The 26836-nt window shown below is 43.8% G+C and carries 23 protein-coding genes; 13 read left to right on the plus strand and 10 right to left on the minus strand.

Annotated elements, in window-relative coordinates; translation table 11 throughout:
• Window positions 1-55: 55 nt before the first annotated feature.
• The 7 genes from CJD36_RS21685 (at window position 56) to CJD36_RS21715 (ending at window position 9832) form a co-directional block, all read left to right on the plus strand.
• Window positions 56-1534, plus strand: a complete 1479-nt coding sequence (locus CJD36_RS21685; protein WP_105041311.1) for an Ig-like domain-containing protein — start codon at window positions 56-58, stop codon at window positions 1532-1534.
• Between the two features lie 210 nt (window positions 1535-1744).
• Entirely contained in the window at window positions 1745-3757 is a 2013-nt protein-coding gene (locus CJD36_RS21690; RefSeq protein WP_105041312.1) for an alpha/beta hydrolase family protein, read from the plus strand.
• Window positions 3758-3945: 188 nt separating this feature from the next.
• Window positions 3946-4836 (plus strand): ABC transporter ATP-binding protein, encoded by an 891-nt coding sequence (locus tag CJD36_RS21695; RefSeq protein ID WP_105041365.1) that lies wholly within the window; start codon window positions 3946-3948, stop codon window positions 4834-4836.
• A gap of 98 nt (window positions 4837-4934) precedes the next feature.
• On the plus strand, window positions 4935-5723 hold the full coding sequence (locus CJD36_RS21700; RefSeq protein ID WP_105041313.1) for an ABC transporter permease: 789 nt from the start codon (window positions 4935-4937) through the stop codon (window positions 5721-5723).
• A 126-nt stretch (window positions 5724-5849) separates the two neighbouring features.
• Entirely contained in the window at window positions 5850-6593 is a 744-nt protein-coding gene (locus tag CJD36_RS21705; RefSeq protein ID WP_105041314.1) for a PAS domain S-box protein, read from the plus strand.
• Entirely contained in the window at window positions 6590-6943 is a 354-nt protein-coding gene (locus CJD36_RS21710; RefSeq protein ID WP_105041315.1) for a DUF1801 domain-containing protein, read from the plus strand. The genes CJD36_RS21705 and CJD36_RS21710 overlap by 4 nt, the downstream gene beginning before the upstream one ends.
• Window positions 6944-7090: 147 nt before the next feature.
• The gene (locus CJD36_RS21715) at window positions 7091-9832 is read left to right on the plus strand and encodes a 2-oxoglutarate dehydrogenase E1 component (RefSeq protein ID WP_105041316.1); all 2742 of its coding nucleotides are present in this window, start codon (window positions 7091-7093) and stop codon (window positions 9830-9832) included.
• A 196-nt stretch (window positions 9833-10028) separates the two neighbouring features.
• Here CJD36_RS21715 and CJD36_RS21720 read toward each other — a convergent pair whose 3' ends face one another.
• Entirely contained in the window at window positions 10029-11057 is a 1029-nt protein-coding gene (locus tag CJD36_RS21720) for a hypothetical protein (RefSeq protein WP_105041317.1), read from the minus strand.
• Window positions 11058-11176: 119 nt separating this feature from the next.
• Between CJD36_RS21720 and CJD36_RS21725 the strand changes: the two genes are divergently transcribed.
• Complete coding sequence (locus CJD36_RS21725) at window positions 11177-11938, plus strand: S1/P1 nuclease (RefSeq protein ID WP_105041318.1); 762 nt, start codon at window positions 11177-11179, stop codon at window positions 11936-11938.
• Here CJD36_RS21725 and CJD36_RS21730 read toward each other — a convergent pair.
• Both CJD36_RS21730 and CJD36_RS21735 read right to left on the minus strand, forming a co-directional pair.
• Entirely contained in the window at window positions 11915-12955 is a 1041-nt protein-coding gene (locus tag CJD36_RS21730; protein ID WP_133162753.1) for a hypothetical protein, read from the minus strand. The genes CJD36_RS21725 and CJD36_RS21730 overlap by 24 nt on opposite strands.
• A gap of 260 nt (window positions 12956-13215) precedes the next feature.
• Window positions 13216-14148 carry a bifunctional riboflavin kinase/FAD synthetase gene (locus CJD36_RS21735; RefSeq protein ID WP_105041320.1) on the minus strand — a complete coding sequence of 311 codons (933 nt, stop codon included), beginning with the start codon at window positions 14146-14148 and terminating at the stop codon, window positions 13216-13218.
• Between the two features lie 230 nt (window positions 14149-14378).
• Between CJD36_RS21735 and CJD36_RS21740 the strand changes: the two genes are divergently transcribed.
• Window positions 14379-16286, plus strand: coding sequence for a glycosyltransferase family 39 protein (locus tag CJD36_RS21740; protein ID WP_105041321.1), 1908 nt, complete (start codon window positions 14379-14381; stop codon window positions 16284-16286).
• 3 nt (window positions 16287-16289) lie between these two features.
• On the opposite strand, the gene yihA is transcribed toward CJD36_RS21740, so the two are convergent.
• The gene (gene yihA / locus CJD36_RS21745) at window positions 16290-16931 is read right to left on the minus strand and encodes a ribosome biogenesis GTP-binding protein YihA/YsxC (protein ID WP_105041366.1); all 642 of its coding nucleotides are present in this window, start codon (window positions 16929-16931) and stop codon (window positions 16290-16292) included.
• Between the two features lie 25 nt (window positions 16932-16956).
• On the opposite strand from yihA, the gene ubiE reads away from it, so the two are divergent.
• Window positions 16957-17709: a bifunctional demethylmenaquinone methyltransferase/2-methoxy-6-polyprenyl-1,4-benzoquinol methylase UbiE gene (gene ubiE, locus CJD36_RS21750; protein ID WP_105041322.1), complete on the plus strand. Its 753-nt coding sequence runs from the start codon at window positions 16957-16959 to the stop codon at window positions 17707-17709.
• A gap of 68 nt (window positions 17710-17777) precedes the next feature.
• On the opposite strand, the gene CJD36_RS21755 is transcribed toward ubiE, so the two are convergent.
• From CJD36_RS21755 to ricT, 5 genes are all read right to left on the minus strand, one after another.
• Window positions 17778-18239, minus strand: a complete 462-nt coding sequence (locus CJD36_RS21755; RefSeq protein ID WP_105041323.1) for a hypothetical protein — start codon at window positions 18237-18239, stop codon at window positions 17778-17780.
• Entirely contained in the window at window positions 18233-18940 is a 708-nt protein-coding gene (locus CJD36_RS21760; protein ID WP_105041324.1) for a DNA alkylation repair protein, read from the minus strand. The genes CJD36_RS21755 and CJD36_RS21760 overlap by 7 nt, the downstream gene beginning before the upstream one ends.
• A gap of 141 nt (window positions 18941-19081) precedes the next feature.
• Window positions 19082-19573, minus strand: coding sequence for an SRPBCC family protein (locus CJD36_RS21765; protein ID WP_105041325.1), 492 nt, complete (start codon window positions 19571-19573; stop codon window positions 19082-19084).
• A 10-nt stretch (window positions 19574-19583) separates the two neighbouring features.
• Window positions 19584-19889: an ArsR/SmtB family transcription factor gene (locus CJD36_RS21770; RefSeq protein ID WP_105041326.1), complete on the minus strand. Its 306-nt coding sequence runs from the start codon at window positions 19887-19889 to the stop codon at window positions 19584-19586.
• Between the two features lie 256 nt (window positions 19890-20145).
• On the minus strand, window positions 20146-21816 hold the full coding sequence (ricT, locus tag CJD36_RS21775; protein WP_105041327.1) for a regulatory iron-sulfur-containing complex subunit RicT: 1671 nt from the start codon (window positions 21814-21816) through the stop codon (window positions 20146-20148).
• Window positions 21817-22144: 328 nt separating this feature from the next.
• On the opposite strand from ricT, the gene CJD36_RS21780 reads away from it, so the two are divergent.
• From CJD36_RS21780 to CJD36_RS21790, 3 genes are all read left to right on the plus strand, one after another.
• Window positions 22145-23128: a PCMD domain-containing protein gene (locus CJD36_RS21780; RefSeq protein WP_105041328.1), complete on the plus strand. Its 984-nt coding sequence runs from the start codon at window positions 22145-22147 to the stop codon at window positions 23126-23128.
• Window position 23129: 1 nt separating this feature from the next.
• Window positions 23130-25586, plus strand: coding sequence for a TonB-dependent receptor (locus CJD36_RS21785; protein ID WP_105041329.1), 2457 nt, complete (start codon window positions 23130-23132; stop codon window positions 25584-25586).
• A gap of 79 nt (window positions 25587-25665) precedes the next feature.
• A complete protein-coding gene (locus CJD36_RS21790; protein ID WP_105041330.1) occupies window positions 25666-25932 on the plus strand; it encodes a hypothetical protein in 267 nt (88 codons plus the stop codon).
• A gap of 2 nt (window positions 25933-25934) precedes the next feature.
• Here the strand turns inward: CJD36_RS21790 and CJD36_RS21795 are convergent, their stop codons facing one another.
• Window positions 25935-26810, minus strand: coding sequence for a sensor histidine kinase (locus CJD36_RS21795; RefSeq protein ID WP_105041331.1), 876 nt, complete (start codon window positions 26808-26810; stop codon window positions 25935-25937).
• Window positions 26811-26836 lie beyond the last annotated feature (26 nt).

Below are 26836 nucleotides of genomic sequence, written 5' to 3' on the forward strand. Positions count from 1 at the left end.
TATTAAAATAAATTGCCGGCTGCGCCCTTGTTTTTTCATTATTTTTGGCGCGCAAATGAACAATCGTTTTCTTCATTATTTATTGGGTATCTCTGTTTTGACCGCAGTGGGCTGTGCCAACATAACCACACCAACCGGTGGGAAAAAGGATGTTACTGCCCCTAAAAGACTAACCATATCTCCGGCAGACTCATTAAGGAACACGCGTGTAAAGAAAATAGAGCTCACGTTCGACGAGTATATAACCCTTGCCGATGCGGCCAAGGAAGTGCAGATATCTCCGCTGTTGTCGATACAGCCTGTAGTCACTAATACCAACAAAAAGGTAATTGTAAAAATAGCCGACTCACTACTGGAAGAAAATACGACCTATCGTATATCATTTAATAATGCCATCCGCGACCTGCACGAGAATAACCCCTACCCTGCATTTACTTACGTGTTCAGCACGGGCGCTTATTTCGATTCGCTGCAACTTGGTGGGGCTGTTATCAATGCTGCGACTGGTATGCCTGATACTAGTGGCACACTGATCATGTTGTATAGTGCCTCAGAAAACGATAGTGCCATTGTAAGACATGCGCCGAAGTACATTACCAACATAGACAAGTCGGGCAACTTTATGTTTAAGGGACTGCCTAAAAAGGCCTTTAAGATATATGCAGTAAAAGACGCCAATGACAACCGAATGTATGACGGTGAAACTGAAATGATAGCGTTCCTGGACCAGACAGTAACACCGGGCGATACTACAGGTGCACCCATAAAGCTGAAATTATTTACAGAAGTTGATACAACAATCAAAGAAGTTGACACCACTACAAAAGTTAATAACAGAACGGGCTCTGTTACAGCAAAAACTGAAGGCTTCAGCTATTCCCTGCCGATCGATACGTCATCGAGAGACAAGAAATCATTTGATATCAATAATGATATTGTAGTTAGCTTTTCACGCACAGCGGTGATCAATAAAGATAAGATCACGCTTAGCTACGACAGCAGTGATGTGGCCGTGACAGAAAATTACCGCCTTGCAACCGACCCGACGCACCCACACAATTTGAAGCTTTCGGTCAACTGGAAGGAGAATGTGCTATATACATTGAAACTAGCCAAGGGGTTTGCTAAAGATACAGCAGGCACTGAAGCACCTCCAGCAAAGTATATTTTCAGAACCAAGGACGAAGACGATTACGGAAAGATCAGTATCAGACTACCGGGCAAATACAAGGGAGCAACATTTGTGCTACAGGTGACCGCTGATAATGACACTATTTACCAGAAGCAGGTGACCGATACCGTTATTGACCTTACCCGGCTGAGACCCGCAAAATACAATTTCAGGATCATAGAAGACCGTAATCGGAATGGGAAATGGGATGCGGGATATTTGTTTAGAAAGGTGCAGCCGGAAGACGTGATCCCTTACACAGGCGGATCATTAATGCTGAAGGCCGGATGGGAAAATACTATAGATTTTGAACCTAAGCCGGAGCCTAAAAAAGCTGCTGACAAGGTGCCGAATAAAAGATAGCAATATGCATTAGCCTCACTCCAACCCTCTCCAAAGGAGAGGGAGATCTAATTGTCCACCCATTCGAAGTATAGCTGAATGTTCGCAAATTTTGCACCTTGCATAAAAGAAAAACAACTATCCAACTTAGCATACTTTATTTAATCAACGTTCCTTATTACATTTGATATAATATACTACACACATTATTCTGAATTTCGATTAGCATATATGAAAAAAACATTACTTCCTTTATTCTTGTTTATAGGGGCAACCACGTTTGCACAAGAGCGTATGACGCCCGAAATGCTACTGAGCGTGCGCAAAGTATCGGCCGATGCTGTGAGCACTGACGGTAAGTTCCTTTACTACTCTTCGCGCTCTACCGACTGGAAAACTGAAAAAAGCACCAGCCACCATTACCGCGTAGCTATTGAAGATGGCAGCAAGAAAGAATGGACCACTGATGCAGGTAAGACAGTAACACAACGTTTTGACGACCTGTGGTATTCTTACTACGACAATATATTATATAAGAGTACGGACGCAGGTAACTCATGGACCGAAGTTTACAATGGCTTGCAGAATGCTGAAAATGTATGGGTATCACCAAACGGTAAGTTTGTAGCCTTCTCAAAGGATGTGCTGATGAAGCCAATGTTGGGTACCGACATTTACCCCGACCTACCTAACACAACTGCCAAGGTATATACCGACCTCAATAACCGCCACTGGGATACCTGGGAAGACGGTAAGTTCTCGCACATCTTCATAGCCAATATCGAAACCGGCAAGGTAACCGATATAATGGAAGATCAGCAGTTCGACTGTCCGCAGAAGCCATTTGGCGGTGCAGAAGACCTGGTATGGTCTCCCGACAGCAAGGGTTTTGTATATGTAAGCAAAAAGAAGTTTGGTAAAGACTATGCTACCAGCACTAATACAGACCTATACTATTATGATGTAGCTACTACAAAGACCGACAACTGGAGTGCAGGCATGAATGGCTATGACATGGCGCCTTCATTCAGCAAAGACGGTAAGCGTATAGCATGGCTGAGCATGGCACACGACGGCTATGAGGCAGATAAGAACGACATCATAATAATGGATGTTGAGAAGAAGAAAAAGAAGAACGTGACCGCAAACTGGAATGGTACAGTAGGTGGCTTCATATGGGGAAACGGCGACATGAAGATCTACTTCAATGCACCGTTCGAGGGCACAGAACAGTTGTTTGAACTGAATGTACCTGAGCGTGAAAGTGATAAGGCAACGGTGAACATGCTCACCAAGGGCAAGTTTGATGTTAACGGCATTGTAGGCCAGTCGGGCAATAACATAGTAGTTACCCGCTGCGACATGAACCATGCCACAGAAATATTTGCAGTGAAGCCACAGTATGGCGACATGATACAGCTGACGCATGAGAATGACAGGATCTACCAGAACCTGCTGATGAGCAAGACAGAACTGCGCCGGGTAAATACAATCGACAATGCATCTATGGGTGTATGGGTGATCTACCCGCCAGACTTTGATCCGGCAAAGAAGTACCCTACCCTTTTGTATTGCCAGGGCGGACCGCAATCTGCACTATCGCAGTTCTACAGCTTCCGTTGGAATTTCCAGCTGATGGCAGCTCAGGGTTATATAGTAGTTGCGCCAAACCGCAGAGGTATGCCGGGCTGGGGTGTAAAGTGGAATGAAGAAATAAGCAAAGACTGGGGCGGCCTGCCGATGCAGGATTACCTGTCTGCTATTGACGACATAAGCAAAGAACCATATGTAGATAAGAGCCGCCTGGGCTGTGTAGGTGCCAGCTATGGTGGCTACAGTGTATACATGCTGGCAGGCATGCACAACAATCGTTTCAAGACATTCATAGCTCATGATGGTCTGTTTGACCTGAAGAGTTGGTATGGTACTACCGAAGAATTGTGGTTTGCCAACTGGGATATTGGCGGTTCGTACTGGAAAGAACCTACACCGGTAAGCTATGAGAAATTCAACCCGAGCAATTTTGTTGACAAGTGGAACACACCAATAATGATAGTGCAGGGAGGAATTGATTTCCGTGTACCTACAGAGCAGGGATTGGAAGCATTCCAGGCAGCAAGAATGCGCAACATCAAGGCTAAGTTGTTATACCTACCAAATGAAAATCACTGGGTACTGCACCCGCAAAATGCATTGGCATGGCAGCGTGAATTCTTTAAGTGGCTGGATGAGACACTGAAGTAGGAATGGCTCGATTGCTTAATGGCTTAACGATTAGGCTGAAGTGTTATTGAAAATCTAAGAAACCATACATACAAGGCCCGGCATAATGCCGGGCCTTAATTTTTATCGGTAAATGCCGCTAACTAGTCGGTGATGCATATATAATTTAGAGAAATTAATACCTACTTTCGATAAAATTATTGAACACCTTGCAACCAATCATCTCCATAAAGAATATCTCCAAATCTTACGGGCCTATAAAGGCGCTGAACAATGTTTCGTTCGACGTGCCGGAAGGCAGTGTATTTGGCGTACTTGGCCCTAACGGCAGCGGCAAGACCACCCTACTGGCCATTATCATGGATGTACTACAAGCCGACGGTGGCAGCTACCGCTGGTTTGGCGGGATGGCACCCGATGCAGCCCGCAGGCAGATAGGCTGTTTGCTGGAAACACCTAACTTCTACCACTACATGTCGGCATATGATAACCTTGCGGTATCTGCCGCGTTGAAACAACGCGGTATTGACGACAGGCTACGAGTATTGGGCATAGTGGGACTGACAGAGCGTAAGGACAGTAAATTCCAAAGCTATTCGTTGGGTATGAAGCAGCGCCTGGCTATTGGTGCGGCCCTACTCGACAACCCTAAAGTACTGGTGCTGGATGAGCCTACTAATGGCCTTGACCCCAATGGTATAGCAGAGATAAGAGAACTGATCCGTAACCTGAGCAAACAGGGCATAACCATAATTATAGCCAGCCACCTGCTGGACGAAATAGAAAAGGTATGTACGCACGTGGCCATACTGAAACGCGGCAACCTGCTTTTGACCGGGCCGGTAAATGAAGTATTGATAAGTGAAGATCAGATAGAAGTAATGGGCGGTGACCTGCACACACTTGAGCCCACGCTCAAAGCAATGCCCGGCGTAACCAGAATCAACAAGATAGACCAGGTATTGCAGTTAACCTGTAGTGAAAACGTAACGACGAAGCAGATCAATGAGTACTGCATCAGTAAAGGAATTGTACTGTCTCACCTTTGCCTCAGAAAGAAGAGCCTGGAGACGAAGTTTATGGAACTGACGAATAAGTAGTAGATAGACCGCTTAATTATTTAGTCGCATACATCTGAACCACAAAAAAAAATCCCCAATTAATCATTTACCCAATTAACCATTTAACAACTAAAAAAATGTTCAATCTACTTCAAATAGAATGGCTTAAAGTAAAGAAATACAACACCTTCTGGGTAATTTCTGTCTTATTCCTGATACTTATTGCTCTGACCAACTATTTCATTATTTCAGGTATTATGAATGCAGGAGCAAAAGGAGTAAGTGTACTCGGGGCTGATTATTCTTTTTCAAGTGTGTGGAACAAAGTAAGCTATATTACAAAGGTCTTTTCCGGATTACTTTCTGTGATCATTATTATCCTGACAACTAATGAATTTCAATTCAGAACACACCGACAAAATATCATAGATGGCTGGAAACGAGAGCAGTTCTTTCATGCCAAATGGGGAATTGTCATTGTATTGAGTTTTATTGTTACTCTTTATGCTTTACTACAAGGCGTATTTTTCGGATTAACAGGGGGCTCATCATTTGCAGATATCTGCAACAATTTCATTAATGTACTCTATGTTTTTATTCTCGAACTCAATTATTTTGGCCTAGCACTTACTTTATCATTATTTCTGAAACGTAGCGGCATGGTAATTATTATTTTCCTATTATACGCCTATATTGTTGAACTACTCCTCAATCAGTTTCTTTCAGTGAAACTTCATTTGACTTTGGGTTATTATCTCCCAATGGATTCTAGTGCCAATTTGTTACCAGTTTCTAAAGTTGAACCAATGAGTTCTATGGTAATAAACTCCGCATATTCTACACAAGTATTAATGTTCGTTTCTATCTGTTGGATAGCAGCCTATTACGTAATTGGCAGGATTAAGATGCTAAAAAGTGACTTGTAACTACTGTCAACAGGCAACGTATTGCAATATTTATGTAATCAATTGACTTTTAACTCTTTTTATTGAGGGCTAATAGTAAATTTGGTCATCATTGTGTGATGAACTTAGACGAGCACGAATAAGACTATGAATAAACCAGTGTGGATAATTAATAGCAATTATGCAGAGTATGCGCGCCTGCGGAAGTTTGCCGTAGCGTGTAACTATTCGTCCGATATTATCTTTCAGCTGGAAGACATTAGTGCAGTAATCAATAGCAAACAGATCCCTTCTATAATATTCATCAGCAGCAATTTCGAAAAAACAAGCACGGCCAAACAATGCGCGGCGTTCAAAAAACAGTTTGCAAAGATCCCGGTGATATTGCTGTGTTCTGATAATGAAGAGCAGGCAACACTACAATGCGATACTATAGGTGCACAGGACTACCTTATAAAAGACGAGATCACCCTCCCCCTATTCAAAAAGTGCGTGCAGTATACAACCGAACGAAAAAAGATCCTCAATGAACTGCAACGGTCTAAAGATGAGTACATGACCATCTTCAGAGATCACCCCTTACCTATGTGGGTCTACAACATGACCGACCTGGCTTTTGTAGCTGTGAATCGTGCCGCAATATTTTATTATGGTTATTCTGAACAGGAATTTCTTTCTATGACCATTAAGGACATTCGCCCAAAGGGTGATGTACCTGCATTAATGAATACAGTAAACCGCGACTACAAAAGTGGTTTTTATGACGACAACCATTGGACGCACTTAAAGAAAGACGGCGAACAAATAAAAGTGCATATCTTCTCCCATAAGATAGACTTTGATGAGGTACCATGCAAAATGGTAACTGCGGTAAGAGTGAATAACGCATGATAAAGGAAGCTGACCAATATTTTCTGCGACAACCTGAACCTACCCAAAGCTGCCTGCTGGCATTGAGGAACTACCTGTTGCAATACAAGAACTATAGCATTACTGAGGTATGGCAATATGGAATGCCCTTTTACAAATGTAATGGGAAACGCCTATGCTACCTGTGGACAGATAAAAAAAACGGCCAACCCTACCTGGGCATAGTTGATGGCAAACTTATTGAACATCCACTGCTTATAGCAGATAAAAGAGCAAGGATGAAGGTGATGTACATAGACCCATCCAAAGACCTGCCTATAAAAACAGTAGATACTATTTTAGCGATGATTTTAAGCCGGGATAAAGAATAAAATGATAATTTGGACAAATATTCAATACACATGGTAATTAGGCTATTCTTTTAACCATTTTAAACTAAATTTGCGACAATAATGGGCTGTTTTCGTCTAAATGGCTACGAATTTCGCTTTTGCTTATAAAAATACTTTTCTCTGACAATGAAGGACTTCTCTTACGTAACAGGACCAACATCGGAATACATAGAATCTCTGTACAATGATTTTGTAAAAGACTCCACAGTAGTAGACCCGGAATGGAAAAAATTCTTTGAAGGCTTCGACTTCGCATCTAATAAGCTTGGTAATGGCGCACCTGCCGAAACCGGCAAAAACGCTATCAGCGGAGACCAGATGAGTAAAGAACTCGGTGTATTTCAACTGATCCGTTCTTACCGCAAGAGAGGCCACCTGTCGGCTACCACCAATCCTATCCGCTCTCGTAAGGACCGCCATTCAGAGCTGGAGCTAAGCCGCTTCAACCTGTCTGACGCCGACCTGAACACTTCCTTCTTCGCAGGGAGCTATATGGGCATGAAGGGTGCGACCCTGAAGGAGATCCTTGCAAGATTACAGACATTATACACCGGCAATATAGGTATAGAATTTACTTACATAAACAGTACTGAAAAGTGCGACTGGGTAAAGACCAACTATGAGGAAATGATGATGAAGCCATTGTCAATAACTCAGAGAAAGCGCATACTGGAGAAGCTGAATGAAGGGGTTATTTTTGAAAAATTCCTCAATACAAAATTCATAGGCCAAAAGCGATTTGGTCTGGAAGGTGGTGAGAGTACCATTGCAGCACTTGATACTATTCTGAATGATGCGGCTGACGCAGGTGTAGCGGAAGTGGTAATAGGTATGGCACACCGTGGCCGACTGAACATACTTGCCAATACACTGAAGAAAACATACGAACAGATATTCTCTGAGTTTGAAGGTAATATGCCCGAAGACATGACAATGGGCAGTGGCGACGTAAAATATCACCTTGGCTTCCAGTCTGATATTGTAACCCCTAACGGTAAAAATATAAACGTACAGCTCACCCCTAACCCATCTCACCTCGAAGCCGTAAACCCGGTGGTAGCAGGTTTTGCAAGGGCAAAGGCTGACACACTGTACAATTGCGAATACGACAAGGTATTGCCTATACTCATACATGGCGATGCGGCAGTAGCCGGCCAGGGTATTGGTTATGAACTGTTGCAGATGTCTAAGCTGGAAGGTTATAGCACAGGTGGTACTATCCACTATGTGATCAATAACCAGATAGGCTTTACAACAGATTTTGATGATGCGCGTTCATCTGACTATTGCACCAGCCTTGCATCTATGGTGCATGCGCCAGTACTGCATGTAAATGGTGACGATGCCGAAGCCGTAGTGAAATGCGCTGCATTTGCAGTGGCCTACCGCCAGAAATTTAATGAGGATATCTTCATTGACATGGTGTGCTACCGTAAGCATGGCCATAACGAAGGTGATGAGCCTAAGTTCACGCAGCCACAGTTGTATGCGCTAATAGACAAGCACGCTAACCCACGCGAAGTATACACGCAGTACCTCTTGCAGCATGGCGAAGCCGACGCGCAGACAATGGCGAAAGACATGGAGACCCGTTTCTGGGACGACCTGCAGCAGCGCCTGGACGAAGCGAAACAAAAACCATTGCCATACAAGTACCAGAAGCCAGAACTATGGTGGAAGGAACTGCGTAAGGCAAAAGCAGATGACTTCGTTAAATCACCTGATACTGCAATAACTGAGGAAACATTCAAGAAGATATTCGCGTCATTGATGCAGTGGCCTGAAGGCTTTAGCCCGCTGAAGAAGGTAGAAAAGCTGCTGAGCGATAAGATAAAACTATATGATACAGAAGCTAAGGTAGACTGGGCAACCGGTGAACTACTGGCCTATGCAAGCTTACTGGCAGAAGGTAAGGAAGTGCGCCTGAGCGGTGAAGATGTGAAGCGCGGTACATTCTCCCACCGCCATGCAGTTATCTACGACCAAAATACCAATAAGCCATACAACAGAATGAGCCGTCTTGCAGACAAGCAAGGCAAGATGTATATCTACAATTCACTGCTGAGTGAGTTTGCGGTAATGGGCTTTGAATATGGTTATGCCATGGCCAACCCTAATAACCTGGTGCTATGGGAAGCACAGTATGGCGACTTCTCTAACGGTGCACAAACTATTATAGATCAGTACCTAACCAGCGGCGAACAGAAATGGGGTGCTATGAATGGCCTGGTATTATTATTACCTCATGGTTATGAAGGCGGCGGACCGGAGCACTCAAGTGCCCGTATGGAGCGCTTCTTGCTGATGTGTGCAGAGCTGAATATGACCATCACCAACATCACCACTGCGGCTAACTTCTTCCACGGCCTGCGCAGACAGTTGGCGTGGAACTTCCGTAAACCAATGGTGAACTTTGCACCAAAGGCCAATCTGCGCCACATACGTGCTTACTCACCAATGGCAGAATTCACCACGGGTGGATTTAAGGAAGTGATAGACGATCCGAACATTACTGATGTAAAGAAAGTGAAGAGAGTGGTATTGTGTACAGGTAAGGTATACTTCGATATAAGTGAGAAACAGATCACCGACAAGCGCGAAGATGTAGCTGTTGTAAGGCTGGAGCAGATCTATCCTTTACCACAGGCACAGCTGAACGAACTGCGTGAAAAGTATAAAAAAGCAGAATGGATGTGGGTGCAGGAAGAGCCAAGGAACATGGGCGCATTGCCTTTCCTGAGCATGACACTGGATAACTTCCCTATCAAGTACCTGAGCCGCCCAGCGAGCGCATCGCCTGCTACGGGCTTTGCCAAGAAGCATGCTATTGAGCAGCAGCAGCTGGTTGATGATGCTTTTGCGCTGTAGTAGATAGTAGATAGTAGATAGTAGAAAGCTGAGGTTGCTTAGTCTTTCATTCATAATAAATAAGGGCGGTGATTCTTGTGAATCACCGCCCTTATTATATTTTATATTGTTGGTTAACCAGACGAACCATACATTCGGCATCAAAGTACATGCGAGTTAGTTACATACGCATTTGTTGTTGCCTTACCGCGAATACTTACCTGGTAAAAGTTGTAGTGCAACCACTATTAATGGAGCCTGAAAGTGTATAATTGATCACAACTATGTCTGGTGAAAATGTACCTGTTCCGCCGCTTACTGAAAGTCCGGAGTAAGTGGATGGGGTAATAGAGAGGGTTTGTGCGGAACAATTAAGCACGCCTCTCATATCCATAAATGGCACAGCCATTTTAACATTGTTTGTACTGAGAACAGTAATAGACCGAAGCGAAGCATTGGTGGTCTCGGGCCCTGTATAAGATGTACACGAAGTAGTGCAAACCCACAGATCAGTCGTTGGTTTGGGACGCAATTCAGGAGCACAATCGGAGCTTGGTGTAACATTAACGCTAAAACTATGTGGCTGCGCACCGGATGACTGAGAGTGGCCATTGAGCGATACTGTATATGTTCCGGGTGTCATTGGTGCACCTCTCATAGTTACAAAGGTTGAAAAAGGTGGCTGACCGATGACGCTGTAAGGAGTAAACGCAAATGAAGATAAAGTAGAAGATGGTGTAAAGGTCACATCCTCATTATGCCCTGATACATAGGTAGCATTGATAGGCAGATCTACCATTGTAAAGGTATATTGGGGTATGGTAAGGTTGGGCAATGTATTGAGATTATATACAAGCGGATTTACGGGTGTAACGATAACATTAAACGTAAAATTCTGAGTGCCTGAAGACGCGGATGTTACCGAAACAGTAACCGGGAATGAACCTGATACAGATGTAGCCGCATGAAATGTAAACAAGTTGGCAAAAGAAGGTGTGCCGCTTATAGATGTGGGCGAAACAGTTAATCCGGCAGGAAGATCGCCTATTGAAATTGTTGCCGTTTCCTGCGGACCGGCTAAATATTCAAGGCCTGTTGCCATGTAAAAAGTAGTATCCTGATATTGCTTGATCGTAACATCAACAATATTGCTGATAGAATACTGCATAGGATTTGCCTGCTTAGTAGAACAACTTACAGCAAACAATGTTGCCAGTACAAGTGTTAAGGTTATAATTTTTCTCATATTGGCGCAAGTTAACCAATATATGCCTGATGACCAATTGACGACATGCAATAGCAAGATTAACAAGATAGTAAATATAGGAACAGACGAATGTAAGGCAACCCATATAACTTTGCAACATGAAGAAAAGTTTATTCATAATAATAATCACAATAGCATTACCATTAGCCGTTTTTGCATGGGGTAAAAAGGGTCATACCATGGTAGCCGAAGTGGCATTTAACCTGCTGGACCCAAAAACAACTGCTACTGTAAATAAATACCTCGACGGCATGAGCCTGGAGCAGGCTGCCAACTGGATGGATGAGATAAAAGGTGACCATACACTCGACTACATGAAGCCATGGCATTATGTGAACGTAGACGAAGGCAAGACCTATGAAGAGACCAAGGATGCGAATATCATTAATCAACTGTCGCGGGTTATAGCTGAACTGGAGCACCACGATAAAATGAGTAATGAGGACATAAAAAAGGACCTGCTCATAATATTCCATCTTACAGGCGATCTGCACCAGCCGCTGCACGTAGGGTATGGTATAGACAAAGGAGGTAACACTGTTCAGCTACAATTTAATGGACACGGCACCAACCTGCACCGCTTGTGGGATTCTGAAATAATAGAAAAAGAAAACATCACAACCGCTACCTGCCTTGCATTGTTGATCTCCCTCAAAGAGAAAGACATAAAGAAATTATCTGTGATCAATGTGCAGCAATGGATTAGCCAACCGCGCTCGCAGTTGAAAGCAGTTTATGATTTTAAAGATGGTAAGATCGATGAAACCTACACCGGCAAAAACAGAGAAGTGATAGTAAATGAAATAACCATAGCCGGGATAAGACTTGCCGCAATATTAAAAGACGTTTTCAAATCCTGACATATCACAGACCTTCAACGCCTTTAGCTGATCTTTTATGAGGTATAGCGGTGACGCCATGGCATGATCGTACTGAAAGTTTCCTTCGCGCTCATGCCTGATGTCGAACTGGATACCACATGCTTCGCTCTGTATGGCATTGGCCACATACTTGCACCTGATAGGATCATACACGAGATAGGGCGCGCCAGATGAACCGAAGCGGAAGTAACCATTAACCAGGTAGCGGTAACCCTCATGAATATAATTGCCGCCAAAATCATCTGGCATCATATTCAGGTGGTCTACCATTCCCTCTAGTTTGGCAGTATTGAACATGCGGCCAACACTACTGCTTGGCGCACTCTGCAGGCAGTGCAAACTACCCGGATCATCTTCTATAAGATCACAGTTCACATCTACCGACGGTATGCGGTCTATGACTTCCTGCGGCGTGTTTACGATTTTGTATAGTGCTATATCTGCACTGTAAAATGCCTCAACAAGCTCCACTTCTATGAGGAAAGTATTCTTCTTTATTTCGCCTTCTGTAAATACCTGGTGGGGCTTGAAATATTGGTAAATATCCTCTTCCTTATAAAAGGTGTTGTCTTTGAATTGTATCACAAGGTGCGGTCGGCATATCGTCTTTTCGGCCATCGTCACCCAGCGGGTATCGAAGCGTTTTTGCTTGAGAATGTTACCGATTCCTTGTAGTGCCGCGTTATCTACTTTGTTCAGATACATCTTACGACTGTACTCGTCTGTAAAGTAATGCTGGTCTAAGAAAGATTTCTGTGAGCCATCCAGCTTGTACAACAGCTCCTTCTGATATATCTCTTCGCTTATAGATTTAAAGTAACCGGCCTGTATACGCAGATTATGAGCCACACTCAGAAAATATCCGTGCCCGATATGAAAGGCACAAATATTGTTTTCAAACACACGTCGTTGCGGTTCATCGGCATTATATACCCACATTATGCGCTGTAGCGGTGAGGTCTGCTCATCAATAAGGTGCAGCTTACTAGTCATCATAAAACCAACTATTTACAATAGGAATGGAAAGTTAAACGATAATAGCAAATGAAGAGACGTATGAGGGCAATAAATGTTTGTGCTTTTTAACGCACCTATGAAACGCAGATAACCACCTCCCCCTAAGTTTCGGCAGAAAAAGCCGAAACTTAGGGTACTCCTCCTTCAAAAGGAGGAGAGTGTGTAACGTAGCCCTGCCTTGAGTATTATATCACCAGTTGCGGTAGCAGTGCTGCATATATTTACTTGAAAAAAATCACTTATTGAGCACCCAGTACTTCAAGTGTATCGCGCTTATCCTGGTGTATCTGCTCTACCAGGGCTTCAAGAGAATCAAACTTCTGTTCGTTGCGCAGGCGCTTTACGAAAATGATCTCCAGCTCATCTCCATAGATATCCATATCGAAATCGAATAGATTGGCTTCTATGCGCACTTCCTTCTTATCTGTAACGGTGGGGTTATAACCAATGCTCATCATAGCACCATAAAGTACTCCCTTGTAACGGGCCCTTATGGCGTATACACCTATTGCCGGCATTATCTGCTCGTTGTCTAGCAATTGCAGGTTGGCTGTAGGATAACCGATTGTTCTGCCCAGTTTATTGCCATGCACCACCGTTCCTTTTAGGGAATAATCGCGGGCCAGCATATGGGCTGCATCTTCTACCCTGCCCTCTTTAATGGCATTACGTATGCGGGTAGAACTTACAGCCGCTGCTTCTATCAACTGCGCCGGAATTTCTATCATCTGGTAGTTGTAGACAGGAGCATACTCCTTCAGCATATCGATATTTCCCTTCCTGTCGTGACCGAAGTGATGATCGTAACCAATAACAATGCTATGGGGTTTGAACTTACCAACTAAAAACTCCTCCACATACTCCCTTGCCGACAAATGAGCAAATTCCTGCGTGAACGGCACTACTATAATATGGGCAATACCCGCCTCATGCAGCAAACGTTCCTTTTCTTCAAGCGGAGTAATGATACCCAGAGGCTGATCGGGGAACAGTAATTTGCGAGGATGCGGATCGAAAGTAATGAGCACACTTTCGCCGCCTACTTTGGCCGCATGGACCACTACTTCCTTTAATATAACACGATGCCCCTGGTGCACACCATCGAATGTGCCAATGGTCAATACCGCATTGTTAAATGAAGGCAGGTTGTCTATGTTGTGAAATACAGCCATTAATCGGGCTGTAAAGGTATATCAATTTCAAAACCAAAATACAAAAGGGTAAATATGGGTTTATGTTATGGGTTACGTCTGCAAAGGCCAGATCAGGAGAAGCAATTATGCCTCTCTGCAACATAAGCACATATAAGTCTGTTATGCCGGATATTCTTAAGCTTACTGATCAACACAGATTCAGACAACTTAGCTCACAAATTTCCTCTATTTTTAATCCCTGATCACCCATGCAACAAACAGCACCTCATACGACTACCCTAATAATGCGGTGGCTTAGCTCCTTTCGCTGGCAGGCGTTTATACTGGCAGTGATCTGCCTGATCTTTTATGCCAATACTTTTCAGAATGGCTATGCGCTTGATGACAACCCCATTATCATTAATAATCCATCTGTACAAAGTGGCATAAGCGGCATACCTGCCATACTGATGGGCGATGCCATGGAGAACTCTTTTAAGCAGCAAAACAGTAATACCCGCCTGGAGGGTGGCAGGTATAGGCCATTGTCTATTGTCACCTTTGCGATAGAACAACAGGTAGTGGGCAATAATGCCCCCGGAGTAAGTAATGATAAATTGCTTAGTGATATGCACGTAAGGCATATGGTCAATGTGTTACTTTATATATTGTCTGTGATCGTTCTGCTGCAATTCCTCCGGAAGTTGATTTCCCCCAATGACTCTCTGGCAGCCTTTCTTGCAGCGCTGCTATTCGCTATTCATCCATTACATACCGAGGTAGTAGCCAATGTAAAAAGCAGAGATGAGATCATGTCCCTGCTCTTCATCTGCCTGACATTTTTAATGGCTTTTAAGTATACATCAAGTAAAAAAATTATACACCTCATTTCTGCCCTTTCTTGCTTTTTACTGGCACTGCTATCTAAAGAGTATGCTATTGCTTTAGTTGGACTACTGCCACTAGCATTCTTTACACTGGGTAAAAGCTCATTAAAACATAGCGCAATAGCCACTTTGCCTTACGTTATACCGTTGGGTATTTATATCTCCCTCAGGGTAATTGCCACCAGCCATTCAGACGCGGCAGTATCTACAGACATTCTCAATAATCCATACTTGTACGCAACAGGTTCACAAAAGGCAGCATCTATAATTGCAGTCGTGCTCGACTACATCAAGCTATTGTTCGTCCCCAATGCGCTCTCCTGCGACTACTCTTTCAATCAGATCCCCTACTCTGATTTCAGCTCTTTGAAGGTATGGGCGTCGATAGTGGTATATGGTATTCTCATAGTTATGGCATGGATATTCTCGAAGCGCCAGCATGTTCTTGGCTTTGCCATCGCATTATTCTTGGCCTTTCTGCTGTTGGTCAGCAATGTATTGATTAACATAGGCGCACCAATGGGCGAAAGGCTGGCATATCATGCTTCATTGGGATTTGCAATTGTGTTGGCGTGGCTAATTAGTTATTTAATGAACACTGCGAGAAGTCAGAAAGCGGTGCAGGCAATGACAGGGGGATCGCTGTTATTAATTATAGTCGCATCAGCATATATAACTATCAATAGAAATAAAGATTGGGCGTCTGACTTCACACTGTTTACAAAAGATGTGCAGACAGTACCCAATAGTGCGTCGGCCAACCGATACGCAGGTGGTGCTTTCATAAAATATGCTGAAGGCATTAATGATGAAAGACGAAATTCCGGCGAAAAATCATCTGTTCTTCAAGTAGGAATGTGGTATCTCAACAAAGCACTACAGATACATCCCGAATATGTTGATGCTATTGTGAACCGCGGTGTTGGTTATATAGCACAGGGAAAATATGATTCAGCAATGGCAGACTGCAAGACCGTGGCAGAACACTATCCCAACCACTCGGGGCTGCAATACCTCTCTTACAATATTTCAGATCACTATTACAAACTTGCCTTAGAACGTTGTAAGGTAAAGGACTACAATAGTGCTTTCCCGCTATTCAAAAAAGCCATTGAAGCATCGCCCAAAGACCCGGAGCTATGGACTTTTATGGGGTATGCCTACTACAGCAATAATGATTGTGTAAATACGCGTTACGCTGCTGAACAGGCAATGAAGCTGGACCCTAACAATACAAAAGCGCGCAAATTAATAAAGATGTGTGCCGACAAGGAAACCGCAATAAAATAACTACTACAAGGGCATCTCCATATTCGGCTTAGCATCCGGCTCCGGCATTACCCATTCTTCGTTCAGTTCGCCTATATAGCCCAGCATGTCGTTACGGCCATGAAACTTTTCAGCACTGGTCATAAATGTGCGGGGTATATATTCCCATTCCTTTTTCATTGCGTTTACAAACAGGCTCTTATTCTTCGCAGCCTCACGCTGGGTTATCTTATCGGCCTTGGTAAAAGCAATATTGAACGGTACACCCCACTCTCCCAGTTTGCGCAAAAAGGCAAGGTCCAGGTTTTGTGGCGAATGGCGGCTATCAACCAATACAAAAACCGTGACAAGGTTGGTTCGCTCCTTTAGGTATGCATCTATCATCTTCTCCCACTCCTCGCGCTGCACCTTAGAGCGCTTGGCAAAACCATAACCGGGCAGATCGACTATATAAAAAGCATTATTGATGAGGAAGTGATTGATGAGCTGCGTCTTTCCCGGGCTGCCCGATGTTTTGGCCAGCTTTGCATTACGGGTGAGCATATTTATCAGGCTGCTCTTGCCCACATTAGATCTTCCAATGAACGCATATTCAGGCTTGTCAGGTTTTGGGCAAGCTTTAACATCTATATTGCTTATTAAGTATTTAGCGGTTGTTATTTCCATCTGGTTTGGTTGTACTTTTGCACTAATGCAGTCGATCAATGATACTAATCCCGCAGCAAAGATACTCCCTGATGCGGCATCAAATTTAAATAAGAAAGCTCAGGTAGCCGAAATGTTTAACAATATAGCCGGCCGCTACGATTTTCTGAACCATTTCCTGTCTATGGGCATAGACAAAGGATGGCGCAAAAAAGCTATTGCCGAGGCGGGAGAACTGAAACCAACCCGTATACTGGACGTAGCTACAGGCACTGCCGACCTGGCCATTGCCGCTGCATCATTAAAACCACAACACATAGACGGTATTGATATAGCGGACCAGATGCTGGTAGTGGGACGTAAAAAAATAGAGGATGTCAATCTTTCTAATATCATAACCCTACAAACTGCCGATAGTGAATCGCTGCCGTTTGAAACAGGCCACTTCGACGTGGTTACCTGTGCTTATGGCGCCCGTAACTTCGAGCACCTGGAAGCAGGATTGACGGAAATGGGCCGTGTATTGCGCCCCGGAGGTAAAGTGGTGATACTGGAATTCTCTCACCCTACCGGCTTCCCGATAAAGCAGTTATTTGGCTTCTATTTCAAATTCATACTGCCACTAATGGGTCGGCTTGTATCTAAGCACAGCCGAGCATATACTTATCTACCCGAGTCGGTAATGGCCTTCCCTCAGGGAGCAGATTTTTGTAAGATACTTACCAGCTGCGGCTATAAGAATGCCAAAGCACGACCACTGACATTTGGTATAACCAGTTTATATACTGCTTATAAATAACAGACAATCTTAAAATACAAAGCCCTGCATACTATGTTTGCAGGGCTTTGTATTTAGAAGTACACCAACTACTCTTTCCCTTTCTTTTTATATACGGATAGTAAAAACATCGCATTACTTTTTGTGTCAAACGCTTTAGGGTATGCGTCACCATTCAAATTGTAGCAGATGGTCAGCTCACCGTTGTCATATTTATATATGGCCATAAAATGTTTACCGGCATTTGGTCCTTTTTTGCCGTAAATATCCATTTTGTCTCCGTTGTACCTTATAACTCCTTTGTCTACAACACCTGCTATCACCTTGTACCTGCTGTCTGCTATAGTCAATTCCGTACCTTCCATAAACCCAACTGGAATAGGAGATCCACCGATTTCCTGCTGCACAGGTATCCAGATGCCGTTCAGCTCTTTTACCGGCGCCTTCTTTCGCAATAATCCGCATCCTGTCAACAACGAAAATGCTGCTACCACAGCCACCGAATAAACATATTTCCTTGTATGATTTCTCATCATTTCTAAACTCAACATTTAACTGTTTTCTTTTTCTTGCCTAATGCCCCCTTGGCCTTTACTTTATTAATATAGTCAGCAATATCCGGCACTTTACAGGCAGTGCCGTTCATATTTACTTCCACTGCACCAATTTTCTTTGCTGCTGCTATTGCATCATCTGTAAGCGGAGCAATGAAAGAACCAATGGCAATTACAAAATTGTTCATCTTCAGCCTTACCCTATTATCTGCGTTGTGTATGGTCTTCACCACTCTATCAAGAAGGGGTTTATAAGCAGCTATGTCCAGATCAGCATCTACTTTTATAGCAGGTATATTGCTAAGGGTGGACCAGCCTGCTGATGCTATATGAGGCTCCTTACTTTCTATCCATTGCATTGCTATTTCGTAGCCATGCGGACTACCTGCGGCAACCCACGACACAGTATACTCGCAGATATTGTTAGACAGTGCTTGCTCTACCCACATCTGCAGATCGGCTTTCGTCATCTTTGCATCATCAGCAATCAGTCCCGCCAGATACATAGCGTCTGCATTACCGGTTGCATACAGATCTTTTGCCAGTTGGTAATCCATCTTTATCTTCTTCTGGATAGGTTTCATGTACTCTATCTTCACTCCAAAGAATGGCTCCTTTACCCCGTGTTTCAACAATATCTTTTTGATACTTTCACTGCCGGCAGCTTCCAGTTCGGCCATTATTTCTTTAACTGTCATTACTCTATGATTTAGAATATATCGTATAAGAACCTATTATTCTCCCGCTAAATTACTCAAAATATATTCATCGTAAAAAAGGTGTCTAACGAACATTTCTGCACATTAAACACCTTTGAAATATTATTCACCAATTGCCCACTACATCGCCAGGTACTCGTCGAGATTACCAAGACCCATTGCATAGCCTGCTTCAAAGCCCATCTGTATGATCGTTTCCATATCTGCGATCTTATTGAAAGAAATTTCAGACTGCACCGTTGTTTGGTCGCCTGACTGATTGAAGGTATTATTCCAATGCATTACCGGGAATTGATCATTGATATTCCCTTCTTCATCACAAAACATTGCTGAACTGGTAAAATTGCTGTTGGCAGCTACTGTATGAATATCTACCCGGCACCAGTGCTTTTCTCCGGCAGGAGAAGTCATAGCATATAGCCACATCCCCCCGGGCCTAAAATCCATTGTTTTAGTAACTGCCTTATAGGGCCTTGGAGCCCACCAGAGGTCAAGTATCTCAGCTTTTGTCCACGCATCCCATACTTTCTGCACGGCCGCATCGAATGATCTTACCACAGTAAGTTTCTTGTTTTCAAGGTCTTTAGTAAAGACTGCTTCATTTTTTGCCATCTTATTTATTTTAAGGAGTTTTTAAAATTTCGTCGAGTTGATCGAATCGCGATTCCCATTGCTTGCGGAATTGCTCCATCCAAATATCTACTTCTTTCATTTTTTCAGCGTTGAAGTGATAGTTGATCTCCCTACCCATTTGCCGTTGTTCCACCAACTGACACTCAGCTAGTATCTGTATATGTTTAGATATAGCCTGCCTGCTGCAATCAAAATGTCCGGCAATGGCATTAGGCGTCATAGCGTGAAGTGCCAGCAAACTCAATATTGCCCTCCGTGTGGGATCGGCTATAGCCTGGAATACATCTCTTCTCATATTTTATGCGCAATCGTTCGATTGCAAATATATGAGCAACCATTTGATTGCGCAAAATATTTTTTTTAATATTGTGGCAAAAAATAATCCCGACCAATGGTCGGGATTATTTTTTTAAATTTTCCTAACGAAGTTGGTTTAACCTTCGTCAATATAACTATCACGGTATAATTCCATTTTCGCTCGGCCCCTTAATTCTCTATCATTTATACCAATGTGATACCACTGATCTGCTAAAACCTTATATCACTAAACACTAAACGGATGGAGCAGGAGGTTCCTGAGGCGGATTCTGCCTTGGTGGACCTTGTCTCTGTTTGTTCCTGTTCTGCTGTGGCCTTGGTGCCTGCGGCTTTGCATCTCCCTCCACCTTTGGTCCATCCTGTGCGCTGTTATCGGCATTAGGATTTGGCCTGCCCTGTTGAGGCTTAGGTCCCTGGTTAGGACGTGGCCCCTGTGGCTTCTGACCCTGCCCCTGATTAGGCCTGTTCTGTTGTTTCTGCGGTGCAGGTGTACCATCAGCATTAGGCGCAGCATCACCACCCTGCACCTGTTGCGGGCGGTTGGGCCTGTTACGCTGCTGCTGTGGTGCTGCCGGCGTGCCATCAGCATTGAGTTGCGGCGGCCTGTTACCACCCTGGTTAGGGCGGTTCCTCGGCTGCTGTGGCTGTGGTGTAGCCGGCGTACCGTCGGCATTGGGGGCTGCATTGGCCTGCTGTGGTCGGTTACGTTGTTGTCCACCACCGGCACCCTGTGGCGCATTAGCAGGCCTGTTGCCCTGCTGTGGTTTATTACCGCTACCAGATTTTTTCTTCTTGCTGTTCTTTTCAAGGTTTTTGAGCGTGATCTGACCTACATCATTCACAAAGCCCATATCTATGGCCTTCAACACACCCTTCTCAGATCTTACTTCAAGCTCTACAGGCTGCAGTTCATCTGCTTTCTGGCCCAGCTTGTTCATTTTCTGTATCTCCTTTACGCGCTCTATGCTGAGCGGATATTGCTTGTTGTTATCAGAGAAGCTGTACCACATCAGGTTCTTAAAGATATCCCTCTTCTGCAGGTGAGCAACACCCTTTACTGTGTCCAATGACTCCGCATGATTAGGGAATACAGACAAAGCATCCATGTAGGTATCCAACTCATAGTTCAGACAGCACTTCAACCTGCCGCACTGACCTGATAATTTGGTCTGATTGATAGACAGATTCTGATAGCGGGCTGCTGTGGTATTAACTGATTTGAAATCGGTCAACCATGTGCTGCAGCATAGTTCGCGACCGCATGAGCCAATACCACCCACTTTACCACTTTCCTGGCGGGCACCTATCTGGCGCATTTCCACCTTTAGTTTGAAGTCGTTAGCATAAAGCTTTATCAATTCGCGGAAGTCTACACGCTGATCGGCCGTATAGAAGAAAGTTCCCTTTTTACCATCTGCCTGTATCTCTACCTCGCACAATTTCATGGCAAGATTGAGCGAACTGGCTATGGCGCGAGAGCGGATAAGCACTTCGGGTTCTCTATCTTTCTGTGTCTGGCACATGGTCCTTTCCTCTTCGGTAGCCATATGCAGCACACGCTTCACTACCCCATTCTCGGTAGTACTGTATTTCTTCAATTGCAGTTTTACCAATTCACCCGTCACACTTACCTGTCCTACATCATAACCACTCACACCTTCTACAGTGATCCAGTCATTCTTTTCCAGTATATTATTGGTATTGTTACGGAAGAATTCCTTCCTGCTTCCTTTATTAAAAGATACTTCTATTATCGGGTAAGGCTTTGCACTATCGTGCAGAGGCAAGGCATTGAGCCAGTTATGTACATTAAGTCTGTTACACCCACCTGTACTGCAACCACCATTACTTTTGCATCCGGAGGGTTTACCACCGGGCGCAGTGCCGCAACTACTACATCCCATTCTTGAATAATTTATATAGAGCGTATCAAACCGGTAACTAACCTACTTATATATCCTGCCACCAACTATCGTTGCTATCACCCGCACAGTTACCGTTTCCCGCTTATTGTTAAAAAATAATTGTTAAACTATACAAACCTACAAAAATACCGTTAATTAACAACGCATATAACAAAGTAACATCCATATGATTTTACCATTAAATCCTCAATCATTTAGTTGTTCAAATATTTACCCACACCTTTTGCACCAACTGCTTTTTTACGCACTTTCTCAACAATATTACCTGTACTTTTACCGCCGTATTTAATCATAAAAACCACAATACATGAAGATACTTTCTACTCTACTTATTTGTTCTGCCATCACATCATCTGCTATGGCGCAGACTGCCATTACCAATGGAGGTTTTGAGAACTGGGGCGGCAATGCCAGCCCGGGTGTAGCTGCGGAACCTACCAATTGGTTCTCTAATAAATCAGGTTCCACTATTGCGCAGGCAGGTGGCCAGACTTGCTTCCAGGAAACATCTATTGTTCATTCAGGCACATCATGTGTTCGTGTCGAAACAATATCAGGTCCATTGTCTACTGCTATAAACGGAAACGTAACAACAGGCGTTGTGAGTGCACCGTCTTTTATAAAGACAGATGGCTATATTGGTACGGTAAACTTTTCTAATTCGAGCGATGTCCGCCGCATGGCATTTACCGGCCGCCCGGACAGTGTAACTGGTTGGTACCAATACACGCAAGGTGCGGCAACTGAGCAAGGCCGTGTAAAAGTAATATTACACACCGGCGACTACTTCGATCCTGAAACGCCAACAACCAATCACCCCGACCCTACTGCAAATAAAATAGGTGGTGCTACTTTTGTAACGCCGCTTTCCAATGCAACTACATGGACACGCTTCAGCGTTCCGGTTACTTACGTAAGTGCGTCATCGCCAGCATACATTATGGTCAATATTACTTCATCAGCAGATCAGAATACATCAGTAACGGGCAGCAAGTTGTGGATCGATGATCTTACCGCTGTTTACAATCCGGTTGGCGTTAGCAATGTTAACATGCAGGCTGATGATATCAATATCTACAGCGCATACAAAACACTGTTTGTAAATGCTGCGAAGGAAATAAACGGCGAAGCGACTATAACTATCTATGACATGGCCGGCAGAACTGTTTTCACTCATTCATTGACTGAAAAATTCAGCAACTATGATCTTTCCGCTCTTACTACAGGCGTTTATGTTTACAAAGTAAACAGCACATCTTTCTCTAAAACAGACAAGGTAGCTATACAATAAATTGACATTTCCCCGCATACATAACTTTCTGATAAGGACAGTTGTCGTTTTTACGGCACTGTCCTTATTCTGTTGTGCGGCATTTGCGCAGCCTACCGGTGTTGTAAAAGGAAAAGTATCCTCTGCAATCAACAAAGAACCGCTGAGCAATGCCACGATAAGGGTGGTTGGTAACCTTTCTAAAGGTACCGTATCAGATATTGATGGTATTTATTCCCTGGTACTTGACACGGGACATCATGTACTATTCTGCGAATATGTCGGTTCGATCACCGACACATTCAATGTTTACATAAAACAAGATATTATCACGGAAAGGAACATTAAACTCTCTACAACCGCAGAAGAATTAAAAACGGTGGTGGTGTCTTCAGGCAAATTCAGCCAGAAACTGGAAGAGTTGACGGTTTCTATGGAGGTGCTTAAACCGTCTCTGATCAATAACAAAAACACCACAAGTATAGAAACGGCACTGGAGCAAGTGCCGGGGCTCACAATTATTGACAATGACCCGCAGATAAGAGGTGGTAGTGGATTTACCTTTGGCGTAGGAAGCCGTGTAGCCATTGTGGTAGATGGTATACCCCTGCTCAGTGGCGACGCCGGCAGACCGGAATGGAGCTATTTACCAGTTGAAAATATAGAACAAATAGAAGTCATAAAAGGCTCATCGTCAGTTCTTTATGGCTCTTCAGCAATCAATGGCGTCATCAGCATTCGTTCCGCGTACCCCCGCCTGAAGCCTAAGACTATCATCAGTTATTCGGCCGGGGCGTACAGTGTTCCGCCCTCACCCGCTATGAACTGGTACAACGGTTCTGTACCCGGATTTACAAATCTTAACTTCCTGCACTCCCGCATTGTCAAGAAAAATCTGGATGTGGTGATAGGTGCCAATTTCAATATTGACCAGGGATATATGGGCCCAGCGCCATCTTTTGGCGACCTCGCTCCGGACTTTAAAAAGGCTTTACTGCTTACCGACTCAATCTATACCTATACCAATAAAGACATGCTTAAGATACGCGGCCGCGTAAATGTGGGCCTTCGTTATCGCTCGAAAAAGTATACTGGCCTTAGTTATGGTGTTAATGCCAATGCGATGATCAACAAAACCAATATGGTACTGGCTTGGCTCGATGATTCCGCAGGTATCTATCGAGGTTATCCCGGTGCTGTATTCCTGGAGCAACAGACGTTCTTTAACATAGACCCGTTTGTTAAGTATGATAAAGGCAATGGTGTGAGCCATAGTCTTACCACCAGGGTATTCCATACCGACGACCAGATCACCAACAACCAAAGTACAAAGGGGACACTATATTATGGCGAATATCAGCTACAACGTAGATATAAACCGCTTGACCTGACATTTACCGGGGGCGTTGTAACTACAATTGCCAACACCCGCGCACAACTCTATGATTCAAGCGGTAAACCCAATAATACCATTACCAATATAGCGGGCTATATACAAATGGACAAGAAGATATGGGATGTGCTAAACATTTCGGGTGGAGTGCGCTATGAGTATTTCCAGACCAATACGCTGCCTAGTGCCGCGCAACCCATTTTCCGAGCCGGCGCCAGCCTCAAGGTATTGCAGGGCACGTGGATACGAACATCAATAGGAGATGGATACCGCTACCCTACTATTGCAGAGCGCTACATCTCTACCAAGGTAGGTTTGTTTGGCGTATTTCCTAATCCGGGCCTGCTGCCCGAAACCAGTAGAAACTTTGAGCTGGGTGTAAAGCAAGGCTTTAAAATTGGTAACTGTATGGGCTACCTGGACCTTGCAGGTTTCCAGCAGAACTACCATAATACTATCGAGTATCTGTTTGGCGTATGGAATCCTAAAGTATCTATAGTAGGTTTTAAATTTGTGAATACCGGTGATTCACGTGTGAACGGTGTAGACATATCACTGGCTTGCACCACACCCGAAGAAAAGAAATTCGGACTGGCAGTGTTGGCAGGTTATACCTATGTAGACCCCGTTTCCCTTTCCCCTGATAAAGTATATGCTTATCCTAAGAAATTACAAGGTGGACAGGACTCAGCAACATTCCGAAACAGCAGCCTCAACCCCGATGGCAACGTATTGAAATACCGTTTCAGGCACATGCTGAAAGCTGATGTAGAGGTAAAACTGGATAGATACTCCGTAGGACTTAGCTACCGGTACTACAGCAAGATGGAGAATATTGACAAAGCATTTAAAGATATTGAAGACGATACCAAGACCATCCCCAACCTGGCACCAATTATCATTGTCGACTACTGGAAAACGCACAATGGCTATCACATCTTCGACGCACGAATTGGCTGCAAGCTTACCGCCCATCACAAACTATCGCTCATTGCCAACAATATCTTTAATGTTGCCTATTTCCTGCGTCCATTAAAAATAGAAGCGCCGCGGTTGGTAACAGTTCAGTACGTGTATACTTTCTAGGGCAACCACCTTCATCTCACAATGGTCTTACCGCAAAGATCATTATCTTACATATTGTTCAGACAAACACAGAATACAAATGCGTAAACTCCCAATACTAATTCTATTGTCCCTCTGCTCATGCAATAAATGGAGCGAAGAAGATAAAGACGCCTGGAAACAAGCCTGCAATGAAAATGCCGAACATTGGACGGCAACGCCTGAAGGTGCAAAAACCTACTGCGATTGTATACTGGATAAAATGGAAAAGAAATACCCGGATATTAACGATGCCCTGGCACATACAGCCGAAATGGCCACCGATACTACTTACATCAACTGCAGGAATGGGATAAAATTAAAGTAACGCTAAGACGGCAGGAAAATAGTTACACTTGTACCCTGCCCAGGCTTGCTCTTGATGACAAATTTGGCATCTACAAACTTCAGCATATCCTTAATGATGAGATAGCCCAGCCCGTGGCCTTTGCGCTTGTCTACATTGGCCGATGAAACTATAAAATGTTCTGACATTACATTGTCTATCTGATCCTTTGTCATACCCTTGCCCTCATCTTTCACCTTTATCAGAATCCCCTTCTTGCTTTCACCTCCACTTATAGTAATACAGCCTTGCTCAGTAAAATTCAATGCATTAAGTATAAGATTATACAGCACGATTTTTACGGGCTCCATGTACTGATAGAGAATAGAGCCTGTGTTAACTTCGTTTTTAAAGGTGATATTCTTCTGCCTGGCCAGACCTTGAAAGATGCCGAATATCTGATTGGCCATCTGGTGCAGGTCAAACTGCTCTTTGATCATCCTCCGGTTCTCATTCTGGTATTTGATCCAGTTCATGATATTGGTAGAGAGCAGCTCCAGTTCTTTAGATGTGTGCGATATCTCTGCCAGCATTTCTTCCTGCATCTCTCTGGAATCTTCATTCTTACCATCTATCAGGTTTTTACTGCTGATATGGATAAAGCGCAGGGGACTGATGATATCATGACTGATGATAGAAATAAGGCGCGTCTGTATCATATTGCTTTTCTCCAGCGCCTCATTCTTTAAGTGTATCTCCCGGGCTTTACGCTCAAGTAGCAGCCTGAAGATCTTTTGCTTTACTACTACCTGCTTCACTACAAACCGAACAATAAAATAGCCGGCAACAATAACTGCAACAGACAGCACGCCTATTATCACCCAATTTAATGTTGTATCTCCTTCTGCTGCAAAAAACATTTTATAGGATCGGATTAGTGTGTAAA

It is taken from the genome of Flavipsychrobacter stenotrophus (assembly GCF_002954265.1).
Classification (GTDB): domain Bacteria; phylum Bacteroidota; class Bacteroidia; order Chitinophagales; family Chitinophagaceae; genus Flavipsychrobacter; species Flavipsychrobacter stenotrophus.